Here is a 19,053-nt window from a genome sequence, read left to right on the forward strand (position 1 = left end):
CCTGCTTGTGTTATACTAAAACAAAGGCTGCCGCCGGGACAGATGGGTGCCTGCGGCAGTTTTTGGCGTGCATGACAAAACGGAAACAGTTCGGCGGGTAGATTTTCCTGTACCTGTGAAGATACGGAACTGGTATGGTGGAGCGATAAAAGGAATTGATTTGATATATGAAGAAAAACCTGAAAAAGATACTGATTTTACTGATCTTATTTGTGCTGGCAGCAGCCGGTTATTTTACCTGGTCCTGGATGCAGCTGCGGGAGGATGGGGCAGTCTATACTTCGATTGAGGACGCGAACCTTCCAGTCGCTTATGTGAATATTCTGGGGCGGCGGATGAACGAGCTGGACGGTTTCGTGGAGGACAGCCAGAAAGCGGCTGGACGCGGGGATCTGACGCTGCTTCCGGCAGACCGGAAACTGTCGGTGACGATCGACAAGCTGGACTCCCAGATTACGGGGATGCAGTATGAGATCCGCAGTCTGGACGGCGAACGTCTGGTAGAACGGACAACGCTTGACCACTGGGAACAGTCAGGGGAAGAGGTTTCTGCGGAGCTTCCGATCCAGAACCTTCTGACGGAGGAAAGCGAATACCGCTTAACGATTGCGATCGCGACGGAAAAGCACCCGGCGATCTATTTTTACACGCGCGTGATGTGGCAGCAGGAGAGCCGTGTGCAGGAGATGGTCGATCTGGCGGTGTCCTTTTCTGAAAAGACGTTTGATTATGATTCAGCGAGGGAGCTGACGACCTATCTGGAGACGGATCCGAATGCGGACAACAGTTCGTTGGGACATGTGACGTTAAAAAGCGATTTCAGCCAGCTGACCTGGAAAGGGCTTTCGATGGAGCGGGTCAGCGAACCGGAAATTCATCTGCGGGAGCTGCAAGGCATCATTGGGACGATCGATTTAAAGTATGTTGTAAGTGAGATGAAGGATGGCAAGGCGGCTGCTTATTACGATGTGATCGAGAGCTTCACGATGAAGCTGGGCGCACAGCGCATCTACATGATGAATTATGACCGCCGCGCGGACCAGATTTTTACGGGGGAGAGCAGCGCCTATTCTGGCGACCGGATTCAGCTGGGGGTTTCGGATGCGGAGGATCTGCAGTCGATGCAGGATGAAGCGGGAAAATACCGTGCCTTTGTGGCAAACCGGGCGCTCTGGATTTATGATACAGGAAAAAAAGAGAGCACAAAGGTATTTGCGTTCCGCAAGAGCGAGAATGATACGAGGGTCAATTATGATACCTACGGAATCAAGATTCTGGATGTGAGCGAGGCAGGTCAGATTGATTTTGCCGTGTACGGCTATATGAGCCGCGGTAACCACGAGGGAACGACGGGAATCGCGCTGTACCGCTATGAGAGTGCGGGAAATGCCCTGACAGAGCGGCTGTATCTGCCGGCATCGACCGATTACGGCAACCTGCGCCAGGATATCAACCAGCTGTGCTACTTAAGCGGCGGGCAGACGCTGTATGTGCTGATGAACCATGCGGTTTACAGTGTCGATCTGACGGGAAAAGAGTACATGGTGGTGGCAGATGGCCTGACGGAGGAAAATTTTGCAGTCAGCACGGATGCCTCCCGGATTGCGTGGCAGGATGGGGCGGATATTTACCGTTCGACCAAGCTGCATGTCATGAATCTGGAGACAGGCAAGAAGGATGAGATTTCCTTCCAGGAGCAGACCGTGATCCGGCTGATCGGATTTGTCGGAACCGACTTAGTCTACGGGCTTGCCCATCCGAACGAGCAGCTTACGATGGACGGACGCGTGACGGGGCTTCCGCTGTATGCGGTCGAGATCGTCGGCAGCAATATGGAGATGGAGACCCGCTATGAGAAGCCGGGTGTCAGCCTGGTGGATGTGCGGATTCAGGACAGCCGGGTTCATCTGTCACGGATGCACCAGATAGGAAGCGGCTATCAGCCGATGGACGAGGACACGCTGGTCTGTAATGAGGAAGTGTCGAAAGATCCACTGGATGGAATCGCTACGTTAAATGACAGCGCAAAGGGGCGTCTCTACTGCGTCAAGCTGGATGCAGGCAAGACGGCACGGAGCACGAAGGTGCATGTTCCGAAGCAGGTGGCAGCAGAAGAAAATGATGTGATTGTGCTTCAGAACAATGGCGCGGCTGCACAGCGGATTTACAGTGCCTACAGCGAGGGACGCCTGAAAGGCTCGTATGCGGAATTTTCCAGCGCGGTGCAGGCAGCTTACGATGGCATGGGACTCGTAACGGATGAAAATGACCGGGTTGTCTGGGTGAGAGCAAACCGGAGCGACGCGAAGACGATCCGCAACGTCCAGAATATGGCGGGAACCGTCAGCCGCTATCTGTCGGATATGGCGGACGGAAAGACGACCTCCTCGGATGGCACAGAGTTAATCGACGCACGCGGGCTGACGCTGAACCAGATCCTCTACTTTGTCTACGCGGGCATGCCGGTGGTGGCATATCTGGGAGACGGAAGCTATGGTTTGATCTGTGGATACGACGCGTACAACATCTCCTGTCTCTGGTATCCGGGCACGGAATTTGCCTACACGGATAAGATGGGACTCAACGATGCAGCGGCATTTTTCGAGGGAAACGGAGGCAATGATTTCATTTGTTTCCTTTCCAATTAAGGGAAAAACGGAAATTACTGTTCACGGGTAGGCACTTTTGGAACCGAAAGTGCCGTAAGAAAACGTGGTGGCAGCAGGAATTTGCCGTATTAAAATGCGAAGCCACGGCAAATTCCATTACTGGGCACATATGCGTGAACAGTAATAAACGGAAAGCCAGTGCTTTACAAATTGAGATGTTATGATATAATCATGTAGATAACATGATATAAATTTAAGAAAATATTAAAGATTTGAGGCGCCGTCTGGCGCGTGTAAGTATCGTAAGATAATAGATTTTGAGGTGCAGAATGGAACAATTTATTATGAAGGGCGGAAATCCGCTGGTAGGCGAAGTGACTATCAGCGGAGCGAAGAATGCGGCGCTGGGAATCTTGGCGGCATCGATTCTGACGGACGAGGATGTTTTAATAGAAAATCTGCCGGACGTGCGTGATATCAACGTGTTTCTGGAGGCTGTTTCGGAGATTGGCGCGATGGTAGACCGGATTGACCGGCACACTGTCCGCATCAATGCGAAGGGGATTCATGCGATCCATGTGGATGACGAGTACATCCGCCGGATCCGAGCTTCCTACTATTTTATTGGCGCCCTGCTTGGCAAGTATAAAAGCGCACAGGTTCCGCTTCCGGGCGGATGCAACATCGGCAGCCGTCCGATCGACCAGCATTTAAAGGGCTTCCGTGCCCTCGGTGCGAAGGTACAGGTGGAAAATGGCGCGGTGCTCGCACATGCGATTGATTTAGTTGGTACCCATATTTATCTGGATATGGTGTCGGTCGGCGCGACGATCAATATCATGATGGCAGCGACGCTGGCAGAGGGCGAGACGATCATCGAGAATCCGGCGAAAGAACCGCATGTCGTCGATGTGGCGAACTTCTTAAACAGCATGGGAGCCAATGTCAAGGGTGCCGGAACCGACGTGATCCGCATCCGCGGCGTCCACAAGCTGCATGGAACCGAATATTCGATCATCCCGGACCAGATCGAGGCAGGTACATTTATGTGTGCGGCAGCGATCACCCGCGGCGACGTGATGGTACAGAATGTCATTCCGAAGCATCTGGAAGCAATTTCTGCGAAGCTTATCGAGATGGGCTGTGAGGTGACGGAGTTTGATGAGGCGGTTCGTGTTGTGGGACGCCCGAGCCATGTGCATACCGATATCAAGACACTTCCGTATCCGGGATTTCCGACTGATATGCAGCCGCAGATCACTGTGACACTGGCACTGGCAGAGGGAACCAGTGTGGTGACTGAGAGTATTTTTGAAAACCGTTTTAAATATGTGGACGAACTTGCCCGTATGGGTGGACGCATCAAGGTTGAGGGCAATACCGCGATCATTACCGGCGTGAAGAAGCTGACTGGAGCACAGGTGGAGGCACCAGATCTGCGCGCAGGCGCTGCCCTGGTCATTGCGGGGCTGGCAGCGGAAGGATATACGACTGTCGATGAGATCGGTTATATCCAGAGAGGCTATGAGCATTTTGAGAAGAAGCTGCAGGGACTTGGCGCGGTGATCGAGAAAGTCGATTCCGAGAAAGAGGCGCAGAAGTTCAGACTCAAAGTGGGCTGATAAAAAAGAATGCGGTGTCACATATTGCTTGACAGACACCGCGGAGTATGTTATCGTACTGTTGAAACTTTTAACAATTAAAAAGTTCGTATATATCCCTTATTCAGAGTGATGGAGATACAAAGGATCTATGAAGTCACGGCAACCCCGTTACATGGGACTGAAAATTGGTCTCAGCAGGGAACGGAAGGTGCCAGCCTGAGCGAGGAACCGGGAGATCGGTTTATCGAGCAATAAGAGGATTTGATCGAGATAATCAAGTCCGTGTTGCTGCGGACTTTTTTTATGTCTTACGACAAACTTATCAAAGGAGGAAATATGGAGAGATTACTTTTTACATCTGAATCAGTAACCGAAGGACATCCGGATAAAATGTGTGATCAGATTTCCGATGCGATTCTGGACGCGCTCTTAGAGCAGGATCCGATGAGCCGTGTGGCTTGTGAGACGGCGACGACAACCGGTCTGGTTATGGTTATGGGCGAGATCACAACGAAAGGCTATGTGGATATCCAGAAGGTAGTCCGCAATACCGTCCGTGAGATCGGTTATGACCGTGCGAAATACGGTTTTGACTGTGATACTTGCGGCGTGATCGTGGCACTGGATGAGCAGTCCCCGGATATCGCGATGGGAGTTGATAAAGCGCTGGAGGCAAAAGAGAACAAGATGACCGACGAGGAGCTGGAGGCAATCGGTGCCGGCGATCAGGGTATGATGTTTGGTTATGCGACCAACGAAACGGATGAATATATGCCATATCCGATTTATCTGGCACACAAACTGGCACGCCAGCTGACCAAGGTCCGCAAAGACGGAACCCTGCGATACCTGCGCCCGGACGGCAAGACACAGGTAACCGTAGAGTACGATGAGAACGGCAAACCATCCCGTCTGGATGCAGTGGTTCTTTCCACCCAGCATGACGAGGAAGTAACCCAGGAGCAGATCCATAAGGATATTAAAAAATATGTATTTGACGAGATTCTGCCGGCAGAGATGGTTGATGAGAATACAAAATTCTTTATCAATCCGACCGGACGTTTCGTTATCGGCGGTCCGCACGGAGACAGCGGCCTGACCGGACGTAAGATCATTGTGGACACCTACGGCGGCATGGCGCGTCACGGCGGCGGCGCATTCTCCGGAAAAGACTGCACAAAAGTGGATCGTTCTGCTGCATACGCAGCCCGCTATGTTGCGAAAAACATCGTAGCAGCCGGACTGGCAGACAGATGTGAGATTCAGCTTTCCTATGCGATCGGTGTTGCACAGCCGACCTCCATCATGGTAGATACATTCGGAACCAGCAAGTTGCGTGAGGATCAGCTGGTTGAGATGATCCGCAAGCACTTTGACCTGCGTCCGGCTGGCATCATCAAGATGCTTGACCTGCGCCGCCCGATCTACAAACAGACGGCTGCATACGGACATTTCGGCCGCGACGATCTGGATCTTCCGTGGGAGAAGCTGGATAAGGTGGATGAATTAAAGGCGTATCTGTAAGAGTAGGAAACGCTGCTGGGATATCTGCCCGTAAAAAATCATAAGATCAGAACGAGGGGGCTGCCGCTTTTGCGGCAGTCTCTTTTATTACACAAAAAGGCACATGCTTTTTTATTTATAATACTTTTAGAAACGTAATCTGCAAAATATGATACACTATTTGTGGAAGATATCAGGAGCAAAAGCGCAGAAGTCCGACGCAGTTTTGCGGGAGGATTTTTGTAGGGGCAATCTGGTATCAGACCGGGCAATGACTGGAGGAAATAGGATGAAGATACGCACACGTCTGGCGATTGCTTTTGTGACGATTACGGTCGTTCCGATTGTGCTCATATTTGTGGCGGCGTTCGGACTCGTAAACTATCAGGAGCATCTGTTTCAGAAAACATACGGGCTGTCGGAGCAGATCGATCTGCTCTCCGGCAATCAGACACAGGTGTTTAACCGGCTGACGCAGGGAATCCAGGAGGAGATCCGCGAGGCGGTCGGGGAAAATACAGATTTATTTGAAGAACCGGCTTATTTGAGCAAGGTCAATGAAGAACTGCGCGATAAATATTCGTATCTGGTCATCCGCAAGGGCAAGGACATCACATTCTGCGGAAGCGAGGATGGACGCGAGCTCTGCGAACGGCTGGCGCCGTACGGTGATCAGGGAAGTATGGCAGGCAGTATTTACATGGATGGCGAGGAACAGCATCTGGTCAAACAGATCGATTTCCGGTTTTCAGATGATTCACAGGGCAGTGTGTTCATCGTGACGAACGTCGGGGATTATGTGCCGGAGATCAAGGCGCTGCTCGGAGAGATGCTGCTTCTTGGCGTGCTGATCATCAGTTTTATGGGCGGTCTGCTGATCATGTGGATCTACCGTTCTCTGCTGCGTCCGCTGCACAAGCTGCAGGAGGCGACCAAGCAGATCCGGGATGGAAATCTGGACTTTACGCTCGATGTGGATGATGAAGATGAGATCGGAATGCTCTGCCAGGATTTCGAGGAGATGCGTCTGCGTCTCAAGGAATCGCAGGAAGAAAAACTCCAGTACGACAAGGAGAGCAAAGAGCTGATCAGCAATATTTCCCATGATCTGAAGACTCCGATCACGGCGATCAAGGGGTATGTGGAAGGCATTCAGGATGGCGTGGCTTCTTCACCTGAGAAATTGAATAAATATATTCGGACGATTTATAATAAAGCAAACGATATGGATCGACTGATTGACGAGCTGACGTTCTATTCGAAGATTGATACGAACAAGATTCCGTACAACTTTTCAAAGATCAATGTGGCGGAATATTTTGGTGATTGTGTTGAGGAAGTTGGTCTGGATATGGAGACGCGCGGCATCGAGCTGGGATATTTCAACTATGTGGACGAGGATGTGGTCGTGATCGCGGACGCGGAGCAGATGAAGCGAGTGATCAACAACATTATCGGAAATTCGCTCAAATATCTGGACAAGAAAAAGGGTATTTTAAATATCCGCATCAAGGATGACGGCGATTTTATCCAGGTCATCATCGAGGACAACGGAAAGGGAATCGCGGCGAAAGATCTGCCGTATATTTTCGACCGTTTCTACCGGACGGACTCGTCGAGAAATTCGTCCAAGGGCGGCAGCGGCATCGGGCTTTCGATCGTAAAGAAGATTATCGAAGATCACGGCGGACGCATCTGGGCGACCAGCAAGGAAGGCATCGGAACGGAGATCCATTTCGTTTTGCGCAAGTATGTCGGGGCATAGTGATTTGAAGTTTGGTCGTTTAAATAAAAACAGCAGGAGGAATTCACAGATGAGCAGAATATTAATCGTAGAAGACGAGGAGAGTATTGCAGAGCTGGAAAAAGACTATCTGGAGCTTTCTGGTTTTGAGGTTGAGATAGAAAATAATGGAGAAACGGGACTGAAACGCGGCATGGAGGAAGATTTTGACCTTCTGATTCTTGATCTGATGCTGCCAGGGGTCGATGGCTTCGAGATCTGCAAGAAGATCCGGGAAGTAAAAAACACACCGATCATCATGGTATCTGCGAAAAAGGACGATATTGACAAGATCCGCGGTCTGGGACTGGGCGCGGACGATTATATCACGAAACCATTCAGTCCGAGCGAGATGGTGGCGCGTGTCAAGGCGCATCTGGCGCGTTATGAGCGCCTGATCGGCAGCGGTATGCCGGAAAACGAGATCATCGAGATCCGGGGACTCAAGATTGATAAGACTGCCCGCCGCGTTTACATCAACGGCGAGGAGAAGAACTTCACGACGAAGGAATTTGACCTGCTGACCTTTTTAGCACAGAACCCGAACCATGTATTTACCAAGGAAGAACTCTTCCGCGAGATCTGGGATATGGAGTCGTTGGGAGATATCGCGACGGTTACCGTGCATATTAAGAAGATCCGTGAGAAGATCGAGTTCAACACGGCGAAACCGCAGTATATTGAGACGATATGGGGCGTTGGATACCGGTTTAAAGTCTGATGACTGGATAAGCCACATAAAAACGACCCTTGGGAAACGCAAACAGGAGCGCTTTCCAAGGGCCGTTTTATATTTCATAGGAAATTGCGTCCTATGAAATATAAAATGCTCCGCGAGGATGCGCACTCGCGCGAAGCAGAAACATGTCGCAAGCGACCGCGCGAGACGCCCGAATGTGCCAAGGCACATTCTTTTTCATCCCAACAGGATTTGGTCTGCCTGTTTCAGATCGTTCTCGTCCGGGATACGGATGCCGGACAGGGAATAGGGAATGCCAAGCGTTTCCCATTTATAGATGCCGAGCGTGTGGTAGGGGAGAATTTCTACCTTTTCCACATTTGAAAGTGTGTCCAGAAATGCACGGATTCCATGCAGGTTGGCTGGATCATCGGTAATGCCGGGGACTAAAACATGCCGGACCCACATGGGCTTATGAATCTGGTCTAAAAACCGGGCAAAGGAAAGAATGGATTCGTTGGAGTGCCCAGTCAGAAGACGATGTTTTTCTGGATCGATGTGTTTCAGATCCAGAATAACAAGATCGGTGTGCTCTAAAAGCGTGGTCAGGCGGGAAAAGAAAGGTTCGGCGGTGGTAAATGGCTGTCCCGCGGTGTCCAGTGTGGTGTGAATGTGCTGTTCTTTGGCAAGCTGGAAAAATTCACACAAAAAGTCAGCTTGAAGGAGCGGTTCTCCGCCGCTGACGGTGATGCCGCCGCCCCCGCGCCAGTAACTCCGGTAGCGGAGTGCCTGGCGAAGAAGTGCTTCCGGGATGATTTCCTGCGAACTGGTGTGTTTAGATGGACAAGAAACACCTTCGGAAAGAGCGGATGCGCCGGAAGTGCGGGTGGAGGCGTCCGGGAGGGAAAGTCCCTTTGGCAGTACCCATGTATCCGGATTGTGGCAGTAGCGGCAGCGCATGAGACAGCCCTGCATGAATACCACGAAGCGGACACCGGGACCGTCTACGGAGCCGAAGGTATCGATGGAATGAATATAACCGGTATGCATCGTTACAGCACCTCATGGCAGGTACGGGCGATCACGTCGAGCTGCTGTTCTCTGGTCAGATTGATAAATTTAACGGCATATCCGGAAACACGGATGGTGAAGTTGGCATATTCCGGTTTTTCCGGGTGTTCCATCGCGTCTTTCAGTTTTTCGATTCCAAAGACATTTACATTTAAATGATGCGCGCCCTGATCAAAATATCCGTCCAGGACGTGAACCAGGTTGTTTTTCCGTTCTGTCTCGGAGTGACCGAGCGCCCCCGGTGCAATCGTTTCTGTGTTGGAGATGCCGTCGAGCGCATATTCATATGGAAGCTTTGCGACCGAGTTTAAAGAAGCGAGCAGACCGTTCTGCTCTGCGCCGTAGGAAGGAGTTGCGCCTGGGGCAAACGGGGTGAATGCCGGCCGTCCGTCCGGAAGTGCGCCGGTTGCCTTACCATATACAACATTGGAGGTAATCGTGAGGATGGAGGTGGTTGCCTCGGAATTCCGGTAGGTGTGGTATTTTTTTACTTTATGTAAAAAGGTTTTTAACAGCCATACGGCAATCTCATCGGCGCGGTCGTCATCATTTCCGTAGCGTGGGAAATCGCCCTCTGTCTCAAACTTGCGGGCGATGCCGTATTCATCACGGATGACCTTCACTTTTGCATACCGGATCGCGGAGAGAGAATCGACCACGTGGGAGAAACCGGCGATTCCGGTGGCAAAGGTACGCCGGACATCCGTGTCGATCAACGCCATCTCAGCGGATTCATAGTAATATTTATCGTGCATATAGTGAATCAAATTGAGGATATTCACATAAATGCCCGCCAGCCAGTCCAGCATCTGATCGTATTTATGCATGACTTCCTGATAATCGAGGTATTCGGATGTGATCGGCGCATACGCCGGACCAACCTGCATCGGGCGTCCGTCTTTGGTAGTGTATTTCTCGTCTCTGCCTCCGTTGATGGCATAGAGAAGGCATTTGGCAAGATTGGCACGGGCACCGAACAACTGCATTTCCTTGCCTGTCTGGGTGGCGGAGACGCAGCAGCAGATACTGTAGTCGTCCCCCCAGATGGGACGCATGACATCGTCGTTTTCATACTGGATCGAGGATGTGTTGATGGAGATTTTGGCAGCATATTTCTTAAATGCCTCTGGCAGGCGGGAAGAGTAAAGGACGGTCAGGTTTGGTTCCGGGGACGGTCCCATATTTTCCAGCGTATGTAAAAAGCGGAAATCGTTTTTCGTTACCATCGGACGCCCGTCTTGTCCCAGACCGGCAACCTCCAGCGTTGCCCAGACCGGATCGCCGGAGAAAAGTTGGTTGTAGGATGGAATCCGGGCAAATTTTACCATGCGGAATTTCATTGTCATATGGTCGATTAATTCCTGTGCCTCGGCTTCGGTCAGTGTTTTTTCTGTTAAATCCCGGTTGATGTAGATATCAAGGAAGGTGGAAACGCGTCCGACACTCATGGCGGCACCGTTCTGGGTCTTAACGGCAGCGAGGTAACCGAAGTAGAGCCACTGGACGGCTTCTTTGGCATTGGAAGCCGGACGGGAGATATCAAAACCATAGATGGCAGCCATCTCCTGAATGCCCTTTAGAGCGCGGATCTGCTCGGCGAGCTCTTCCCGCTGGCGGATGATGTCATCAAACATGGCACCATTTCCGCAGCGTTCCAGATCCTTTTTCTTTTCCTGAATTAGGAAATCGATTCCGTACAGGGCGATCCGGCGGTAGTCGCCTACGATTCGGCCGCGTCCGTAGGTATCCGGAAGCCCGGTGACAATATGGCAGTGGCGGGCGGCTTTCATTTCCGGGGTATATGCATCGAAGACGGCCTGGTTGTGGGTTTTGTGGTATTCGGTAAAGATTTTATGAAATTTTGGATTGACATGGTAGCCGTAGGTTTTGGCGGCTTCCTCCGCCATCTTGATTCCGCCGAATGGCATAAATGCCCGCTTGAGTGGTTTGTCGGTCTGAAGTCCGACGATGCGTTCCAGATCTTTAAGCTCCGGATCGATATATCCCGGACCGTAGGCGGTCAGGCTGGATACGATTTCAGTTTCGCATTCGAGCACACCGCCCTTTTCGTGCTCTTCCTTCTGAAGCTTTTGAAGGCGTTCCCAGAGCAGATGAGTGGCACTGGTCGGGGCAGCGAGAAAGCTTTCATCGCCATCATATTGCGTATAGTTGTTCTGGATGAAATCGCGGACGTTCACTTCGTCGGTCCATTTGGAGCCCAGAAAATCTCTCCAGGCCGTTTGGAAGATAGGTGTGTTTTGGAATGTTTGATACATAGCAGACATGTGTTTCCCTCCTGGTTGAAAAATTTCGATCCCAGCAGAGACAGTGAGAGTGAAAAAAAGTAAAAAAAATACCCACGGTCTGTGCTGTGACGCCCAGACGGTCGGCAATTTCCAGTCATACTTCATGTGGTTAATCCACTTATCCGTCAGTTGTATGACTGCTATGTTTAAGATATATCAGAACCGAAGAGGAATGTCAAGCTATATTTTGGGGAAGAGGTAACGGTTCAAATCCGTAGCTGTTCATAGTAACAAAAAGAGTGCCGGAAAGAGTGGACATTTGGCAAATGACTTGATAAAATGAGTAAAGTTTTAGGGCAGATGGGAATGAAAAAGGGATAAAAAGTTGCTGGGCACGATGCTTGAACAGTAATGATGAAACCTGAATTTGACAGAAATGACAGAAGTGAGGAAGAAAATGCTGGAAAAATTTTGTGTCGGGCTGGTGCGGATTTTGTTGGGAGGAATTCTTTTTTTCATGACACTGCTCAGCGCGGTTGTGACCTGCCGGGTCTATGGAGGTTCTGAGATTGTACAGTATGGAAGGGACAGTCTGTTTCTGCACCTGTTTTTTGGTGCGGGTGTGATTGGACTGACGGTGTTTTACAGGCGGAGAAAGGAACGAAAGTGCCGGAAGAACCAGTGGCTTCTTTTAGCGGCTGCTGCCTATCTTTTTTGGATTCTCCTTGTCCCGTCCTGGGGCGGTTCTGACTCCCATCAGTGTATGGCGTCCGCGCAAGGACTTCTGCAGGGCGATTTCAGCGCCTGGGAGCCGGTGGCGTATTCATATGGGACAGCGGAAGGACCGCTTGGGTATGCGTACACTTACCCGTCTCAGAACGGGCTGATTCTCTATATGGCAGTGCTGGCATTTTTCTTTGGAGATGCGGCGTATGTAGTTTTCCAGATTTTAAATATCGGATTTTTTATTCTGGGAATCGTGAGCCTGCAGCGGATGACGGTCTGGGGAAACGAAAGGTGCAGCTTGCTTTTGTGGATGGCGTGCTGTCTGCCATTTTCTTTCTATATCCTCTTCGTGTACGGCACGATGCCAGGATTTGGACTTTCGTGTCTGGCGATGGAACGTCTGGTGCGGTATGTGGAAGAGGGGCGGGGAAGAGACTTCTGGATTGGCGCGGCAGCAGTAGCGGCGGCGGTGATCCTCAAGTCGAATTATGAGATTGTGCTGGTGGCGCTGTTTTTGTATCTGGCATCCTCGGGAGTCTTTCGAAGGAAAGCACGCCTGCTGGTGGCAGCGGTGCTTCTGATTACAGTGTATGTGATTGGAAACCGGGGGATTCAAACAGGAATTTCTTCTGTGACCGGACGCACGGTATCGGACGGTGCGCCGATGATTGCCTGGGTGCAGATGGGACTGGAGGAGAGCAAACGTGGACCGGGCTGGTACAATGGCTATCAGGTAAAACTCTTTCAGAAGGCAGATGGGGATGCGGATCTGGCGGCCGCATGGGCGCAGGCAGATTTGCGGAAAACGATTTCAGATATGGCAGAGGAACCGGCGAAAGCCGCTGATTTCTTTGTTCGGAAGATCGAGTCAATCTGGGCGGAACCGACCTTTCAGAGTCTCTGGATCCAGGAGGTGGGAAATACCTCCTGGGCGGAGGGAAGCCCGCCATGGGAGCTTTTCAAGGAAGAAGGGGGTCTGAACCGGCTCTATGTTTTTGCGGCGAATCTGGTGCAGACGTTTGTGTATGCGATGGCATGTGTATGGGTGATTGCCGGGATGAGTGCCAAAGGAAGCCGAAGTAAGCATGTCCTGATGAACCGAACATGGGAAAAGAGGATAGAAGCAGAAAAGGCAGAAAAAACTGTGAAAGCTGTGAAAAAACAGGGAATGGAAACGGTCTGGGAGAGGCAGGAACGTGGAGAAACGGACAGATGGGGGATGCTGCTTCCGGGAATCGTGTTTATTGGGGGATTCCTGTTCCATCTGGTCTGGGAGGCAAAGGGGCAGTATTCGGTGGTGTATTTTATGCTGCTGCTGCCGTATGCGTATCTGGGGATGGAAAGAGTGGCGGATGTATTTTTAGATGTGACAGGTGCCGGGAAAGAATGATGTTTTGAGATAAAAAAGATACTGGGAACAGCCTGAAATAAGCCGTTTTCAGTATCTTTTTTATGGTTTAAAAGAGCTATGATTTCTAAAAATCCATTAAAAATTGCAATGATAAATCCGCTCCGCCGCCTGATAGAACACAGTTTCCCAGTATTTTTCCGGAATCAGCCGTTTCGTAATTTCGATGTAATCTTCATAGTTGGCGAGCGGCCAGTCGGTGCCGAACATGAGCTTATCATAGTCGCGGATGTAGGCAAGCCAGGTTTTCAGGGTGCTGATATACCCGCTCTGCTCTTCCAGAAACTCCGGAATGTCAAATTTGCCCTCTAAAAGCCCAGAGAGGTCGGCGGCGACATTTTCATTTTTCTCGACAACGGCGGCGGCATCCATCAGCCACGGGTTGCCGAAGTGGCACATGACGAACTGGACATCCGGATGGCGGACGGCGGCTTCATCGAGGGTCAGCGGATGGCTGTATTTGATGAATGCTTTGGAACCGGCGGTCTGTCCGGTGTGGATGGCAACCGGCTTTTTATACGCCTTGGCGAGGTCGTAGATCGGTTCGAAGCGCTCGTCGGTAACGTAGATGGAATCATATCCCGGATAGAGTTTGATGCCGACGCAGGTATTCCGTTTTAAGTTTTCTTCGACAAGATCGCATGTCTTCTGAATCTTTTCCGGCGTCAGTTTTCGTGCTTCGACGCCGACGCAATAGCGCAGAAAATCCGGGTATGTGTGATTATCCGGGTGAACGCCGCGGTTTCCCATGACGATGCCGCCGACGATATTATATTTCTGAAAGCATTCCCGCAGATGCTCTTCATTATTGATATGACCGGCTTCGATGGCAATCTCATCGAAATGCGGGTAACCGGGACAAAAGTGCAAATGTGAATCAATGATTTTCATAATGATAACAGGCGCCTGTATCAAAAACCTTTTGGAAAAAGAACGGCGCTGTCCTCCTTTCTGCTGTGATGTATGTCTGGAAGTTTTGAGAAAATCCGGTGCAACAAAACTTCGGGTGTATATAAATAAGAAATGCAGTGACAGTCCGGCAGGTTCATAGAGCATGCAGCAACTGTATGAAATCAACTGTTAGTGTAGTCCCAAATGGGGTGGATGTCAAATTTTTCTCCATCTGTTTGACATCCACACTATGATCTGGTATAGTGATAGCTATGCGTATTGCAAAGGGGCAAACTGCCTCTTTCTTTTTTTGTAAATATTCCGGAAGAATGCAAAAAAGATAACTAATATGATATATGAAATGTATCTCCGGAATGTGCAGACCGTTAATCAGACAATGAAAGGAATAGAATGGAAACAATCAGATTTGAAGATTTAGAGTTAGATGCAAAGATCATGCGTGCGATCACCGATATGGGGTTCGAGGCGGCTTCTCCGATTCAGGGACAGGCGATTCCGCTGGAACTGCAGGGACTGGATATCATCGGACAGGCACAGACCGGTACCGGTAAGACGGCTGCGTTTGGTATTCCGCTGTTACAGAAGATCGATCCGAAGAATAAGAAGCCGCAGGCGATCATTCTCTGCCCGACCCGTGAACTTGCCATCCAGGTATCTGAGGAGATCCGCCGCCTGGCAAAATACATGCACGGTGTCAAGGTTCTGCCGATCTACGGCGGACAGGAGATCGGACGTCAGATCCGTTCCCTCAAGGATGGTGTGCAGGTTATCATCGGTACGCCGGGGCGTGTGATGGATCACATGCGCCGCAAAACCGTCAAGATGGATCAGATCCACACGGTTGTCCTCGACGAGGCGGACGAGATGCTGAACATGGGCTTTTTAGAGGATATGGAAACCATCTTAAGCGCACTGCCGGAGGAGAGACAGACGCTGATGTTCTCAGCGACGATGCCGCAGGCGATTCAGCGGATCGCGACGAACTTCCAGAAAGATCCGCAGATTGTGCGCGTGGTCAAGAAAGAGCTGACCGTTCCGAAGGTAACCCAGTATTATTATGAAGTAAAACCGAAGAATAAGCTGGAGGTTATGTGCCGTCTGCTGGATCTCTATGATCCGAAGCTCTCAGTGGTATTTTGCAACACGAAAAAGCAGGTCGATGAGCTGGTACAGGGCTTACAGGGACGCGGTTATTTTGCAGAAGGACTTCACGGCGATCTGAAACAGGAGCAGCGTGACCGTGTCATGCGTGCATTCCGTACCGGACGGACGGACATTCTGGTGGCAACGGATGTGGCAGCCCGCGGTATCGACGTCGATGATGTTGAGGCGGTATTCAACTATGATGTACCGCAGGATGACGAGTATTATGTACATCGCATCGGACGTACCGGCCGTGCCGGACGCGAGGGCAAGGCGTTTAACCTCGTAGTCGGCAAAGAGGTTTACAAGCTGCGCGAGATCCAGCGCTACTGCAAGACCCGCATCATTCCGCAGGCGATTCCGTCTCTGGACGATGTGACCTCCATCAAGGCAGATAAGATTCTCGACCAGGTGGGCGAGGTGCTGCAGGACAGCGATCTGAGCAAGGTGATCGATATTGTAGAAAAACGTGTGCTGGAAGAGGACTACACGACGCTCGATCTGGCAGCAGCGCTGCTCAAAATGATGATGGGCGAAGAGGGCGAGGAGCTCTTAGAGGAGAACCGCCCGCTGCGTGAGCTGGAGGATCTCGAGGATGAGAGCCGCCGCAGCCGTGGTGGAAGAAACGGCAGAGGAAGCCGTGGCAGAAATGAGGACGTAGCGCGTCTCTTCATCAACATCGGAAAGAACCAGGGCATCCGTCCGGGCGATATCCTCGGTGCGATCGCCGGAGAATCCGGCATGCCGGGACGTATGGTCGGAAGTATTGATATGTTCGATAATTACACATTCGTCGAGGTGCCGAGAGAGCATGCGGACGTTGTACTGCAGGCGATGCGCGGTGCGAAGATCAAGGGCAAGAACGTGCATATGGAGAAGGCGAACCGGAAGTAAAGAGCATATTGAAATTATATTTGGCATATGCTATAATGCCATTAGGCGAAAAGACAAAAGTGTTCAAAGTGGCACAAAAACAAATCCCTCAGGTGCGGGCACACCTGAGGGATTTTATTCCATTTGGGCGAGGTGGCTTAAGCCTCTGGCTGACTACCTAACGATGTCCGTCCAACCACTTGCATATGTAATAGGCGATTACACTTGCCACGACGGACACAAGAAAAGACAGAAATATATTCAAAATGGCACACCCCCTTTCTGCACCTGTCTAGGGGTGGTAGCTGTATTAGTATATCATAAAGATAAAATTATAAAAAGTCATCTTTGAGATGTTTTGTTTGTCTCAAAGATGACTTTTTATCTTAATAACTTTAAAATTTGCTCTTACAGCTCCGCCGTAATAAAAATATCATAAATCGCTTTCACAGCCGCCTCGAAATCTGCGTTCTTCACGCCGATGATGATGTTGAGTTCACTGGAACCCTGGTCGATCATCTTGACGTTGATGCGGGCGTGTGCCAGAGCGGAGAAGATGCGTCCGGCAGTGCCGCGGGTGGACTTCATGCCGCGTCCTACGACGGCGATGAGTGCTAAATCGGACTCAAGCTCGATGGAATCCGGCTGTACCGCGCGGTGGATGTTGGAGATAACGAACTGCTCATGCTGTTCGAATTCGGACTGGTGTACGAAGATGGTCATCGTGTCGATTCCGGACGGCATATGCTCGAAGGAAATACCGCAGTCCTCGAAGACACCCAGAACTTTTCTCCCAAACCCAATTTCGGAGTTCATCATCGCTTTCTCGATGGTAACAGAGCAGAAACCAGTCTTTCCGGCGATACCGGTGATGGTGTATTTCGGCTTCCGGCAGGTATTCTCGACGATGAGTGTACCCGGATCCTCCGGCTTGTTGGTGTTGCGGATGTTGATCGGGATGCCCTCGCGGCGTACCGGGAAGATGGCATCCTCATGAAGGACGCTGGCACCCATGTAAGCCAGTTCACGCAGTTCTTTGTAGGTGATGGTCTCGATCGGAACCGGATTTTCCACGATGCGCGGGTCGGTTACCAGGAAACCGGATACATCGGTCCAGTTCTCGTAGAGGTCTGCGTGAATCGCGCGGGCTACGATGGAGCCAGTGATATCCGAACCACCGCGGGAGAAGGTGTGTATCGTGCCGTCCGGATTGGACCCGTAGAAGCCTGGGATGACGGCGCGCTCAGTGTGCGCGAGGCGTTCGGACAGCTCTTCATTGGTTTTCTCGGACAGGAATGTACCATTCTCGTCAAAGAAGATTACCTCGGCTGCATCGATGAACTCATAGCCCAGGTAATGGGACATGATGATACCGTTTAAATACTCACCGCGGGAAGCTGCGTAATCGCTGCCTTTTTTTGCGATAAAGTTTTCCTCGATGGTCTTGAACTCATAATCGAGGTTTAAATTCAACTCCAGACCGTCGATGATCTGCTCATAGCGCTCTTTGATGGCGGAGAGAAGCTTGCCGTAGCTTGCGCCGGTGGAAGCTGCCTCGTAGCAGGCATAGAGCATATCGGTTACTTTGGTGTCATTTTTGTTGCGTTTGCCCGGAGCAGACGGTACAACGTAGCGTCTGGATTTATCAGCACGGATAATATCTCCGACTTTTTTGAACTGTTTTGCGCTGGCGAGGGAACTTCCGCCAAACTTTACTACTTTCTTCATGATGTTCTTTGTTCCTTCCTAAAGTAAATATTGGGTTAATTCAGTTTCTGGATCTTCGGAAAATACTGGAACAGTACCTTGGCAACCAGTTTGTCGCGCTTGACGTATTTGTGCGTCCAGCGGCGGGCGTCGTTGGAATAGTTCCGGTTGTCGCCCAGCATGAAATAGCAGCCATCCGGCACTTCGTAGTGCTGCGGTTCCTCCGGTTCCATCGGTTCATGCAGATACGGTTCGTCGAGCGGTGTATCGGAACCATTTAAGTATACCTTGCCGTCTACGATGTCGATCGTGTCGCCCGGCATACCAATGATACGTTTGACATAGTACGTTTTGATGCCTTTCGCTTCATCATCCGGATAAATGAAAATGGCGATGTCACCCCGCTGCGGATCTCCGAATTTGTAGCTTAACCGTGAGCCGATGACGCGGTCGCCAGCCATGATGGTCGTTTCCATCGAGCTGGTCGGGACTTCGCTGTTGGCGATGATGAAATGGTTGACGCAGAATGCGATAATAGCGGCGGCAACCAGGACCTGAATCCAGCTTATGACCTCGTCCTTGAGATTGAAGCCTTCCTTGCGGCTCTTGCCCTTCTTGGATTTTGCGGCATTTCCGGTACCTGAAGCGTTGTCGTTCTCTTCGGGCGTATCTTCCAAATCGTGTTCCGAAGAGTTCTGGCCTGGCTGGTTGATGCCGATTTTTCCGGCGCGGAGTTCATCGAGCATCTCATCCAGTTCCTGATCGGAACGCCCGGAGAAATTGCTTCGG

General features: G+C 50.9%; 12 protein-coding genes and 2 riboswitches. Of the genes, 7 read left to right on the top strand and 5 right to left on the bottom strand.

What is annotated here, in order from left to right; translation table 11 throughout:
• The first annotated feature begins 167 nt into the window (after window positions 1–167).
• The 5 genes from DXB70_RS00935 (at window position 168) to DXB70_RS00955 (ending at window position 8,220) form a co-directional block, all read left to right on the top strand.
• Entirely contained in the window at window positions 168–2,648 is a 2,481-nt protein-coding gene (locus tag DXB70_RS00935) for a hypothetical protein (protein WP_118672513.1), read from the top strand.
• A 290-nt stretch (window positions 2,649–2,938) separates the two neighbouring features.
• Window positions 2,939–4,231: a UDP-N-acetylglucosamine 1-carboxyvinyltransferase gene (locus tag DXB70_RS00940; RefSeq protein ID WP_022359474.1), complete on the top strand. Its 1,293-nt coding sequence runs from the start codon at window positions 2,939–2,941 to the stop codon at window positions 4,229–4,231.
• Between the two features lie 96 nt (window positions 4,232–4,327).
• A riboswitch (SAM riboswitch) is annotated at window positions 4,328–4,471 on the top strand.
• 78 nt (window positions 4,472–4,549) lie between these two features.
• The gene (gene metK / locus DXB70_RS00945; RefSeq protein ID WP_022359473.1) at window positions 4,550–5,737 is read left to right on the top strand and encodes a methionine adenosyltransferase; all 1,188 of its coding nucleotides are present in this window, start codon (window positions 4,550–4,552) and stop codon (window positions 5,735–5,737) included.
• Between the two features lie 268 nt (window positions 5,738–6,005).
• Window positions 6,006–7,481: a HAMP domain-containing sensor histidine kinase gene (locus tag DXB70_RS00950; RefSeq protein WP_118492943.1), complete on the top strand. Its 1,476-nt coding sequence runs from the start codon at window positions 6,006–6,008 to the stop codon at window positions 7,479–7,481.
• Window positions 7,482–7,530: 49 nt separating this feature from the next.
• Entirely contained in the window at window positions 7,531–8,220 is a 690-nt protein-coding gene (locus DXB70_RS00955; protein ID WP_022359471.1) for a response regulator transcription factor, read from the top strand.
• A 195-nt stretch (window positions 8,221–8,415) separates the two neighbouring features.
• Here DXB70_RS00955 and DXB70_RS00960 read toward each other — a convergent pair whose 3' ends face one another.
• Window positions 8,416–9,228, bottom strand: coding sequence for a radical SAM protein (locus DXB70_RS00960; RefSeq protein WP_107000820.1), 813 nt, complete (start codon window positions 9,226–9,228; stop codon window positions 8,416–8,418).
• Window positions 9,229–9,230: 2 nt separating this feature from the next.
• Window positions 9,231–11,525 carry a formate C-acetyltransferase gene (pflB, locus tag DXB70_RS00965; RefSeq protein WP_118672602.1) on the bottom strand — a complete coding sequence of 765 codons (2,295 nt, stop codon included), beginning with the start codon at window positions 11,523–11,525 and terminating at the stop codon, window positions 9,231–9,233.
• Between the two features lie 93 nt (window positions 11,526–11,618).
• Window positions 11,619–11,698, bottom strand: a riboswitch (ZMP/ZTP riboswitch).
• Window positions 11,699–12,012: 314 nt separating this feature from the next.
• On the opposite strand from pflB, the gene DXB70_RS00970 reads away from it, so the two are divergent.
• Window positions 12,013–13,611, top strand: coding sequence for a hypothetical protein (locus DXB70_RS00970; protein ID WP_146143916.1), 1,599 nt, complete (start codon window positions 12,013–12,015; stop codon window positions 13,609–13,611).
• A gap of 96 nt (window positions 13,612–13,707) precedes the next feature.
• Here the strand turns inward: DXB70_RS00970 and DXB70_RS00975 are convergent, their stop codons facing one another.
• Window positions 13,708–14,520, bottom strand: coding sequence for an amidohydrolase family protein (locus DXB70_RS00975; protein ID WP_022359467.1), 813 nt, complete (start codon window positions 14,518–14,520; stop codon window positions 13,708–13,710).
• Between the two features lie 411 nt (window positions 14,521–14,931).
• On the opposite strand from DXB70_RS00975, the gene DXB70_RS00980 reads away from it, so the two are divergent.
• On the top strand, window positions 14,932–16,578 hold the full coding sequence (locus DXB70_RS00980; protein WP_107000818.1) for a DEAD/DEAH box helicase: 1,647 nt from the start codon (window positions 14,932–14,934) through the stop codon (window positions 16,576–16,578).
• Between the two features lie 387 nt (window positions 16,579–16,965).
• On the opposite strand, the gene DXB70_RS00990 is transcribed toward DXB70_RS00980, so the two are convergent.
• Both DXB70_RS00990 and lepB read right to left on the bottom strand, forming a co-directional pair.
• On the bottom strand, window positions 16,966–18,285 hold the full coding sequence (locus DXB70_RS00990; protein ID WP_107000817.1) for an aspartate kinase: 1,320 nt from the start codon (window positions 18,283–18,285) through the stop codon (window positions 16,966–16,968).
• Window positions 18,286–18,320: 35 nt separating this feature from the next.
• Window positions 18,321–18,833 carry a signal peptidase I gene (lepB, locus tag DXB70_RS00995; RefSeq protein WP_227589452.1) on the bottom strand — a complete coding sequence of 171 codons (513 nt, stop codon included), beginning with the start codon at window positions 18,831–18,833 and terminating at the stop codon, window positions 18,321–18,323.
• Window positions 18,834–19,053: the final 220 nt, after the last annotated feature.

It is taken from the genome of Clostridium sp. OM05-5BH (genome assembly GCF_003481505.1).
Taxonomy (GTDB): Bacteria; Bacillota; Clostridia; order Lachnospirales; family Lachnospiraceae; genus Otoolea; species Otoolea fessa.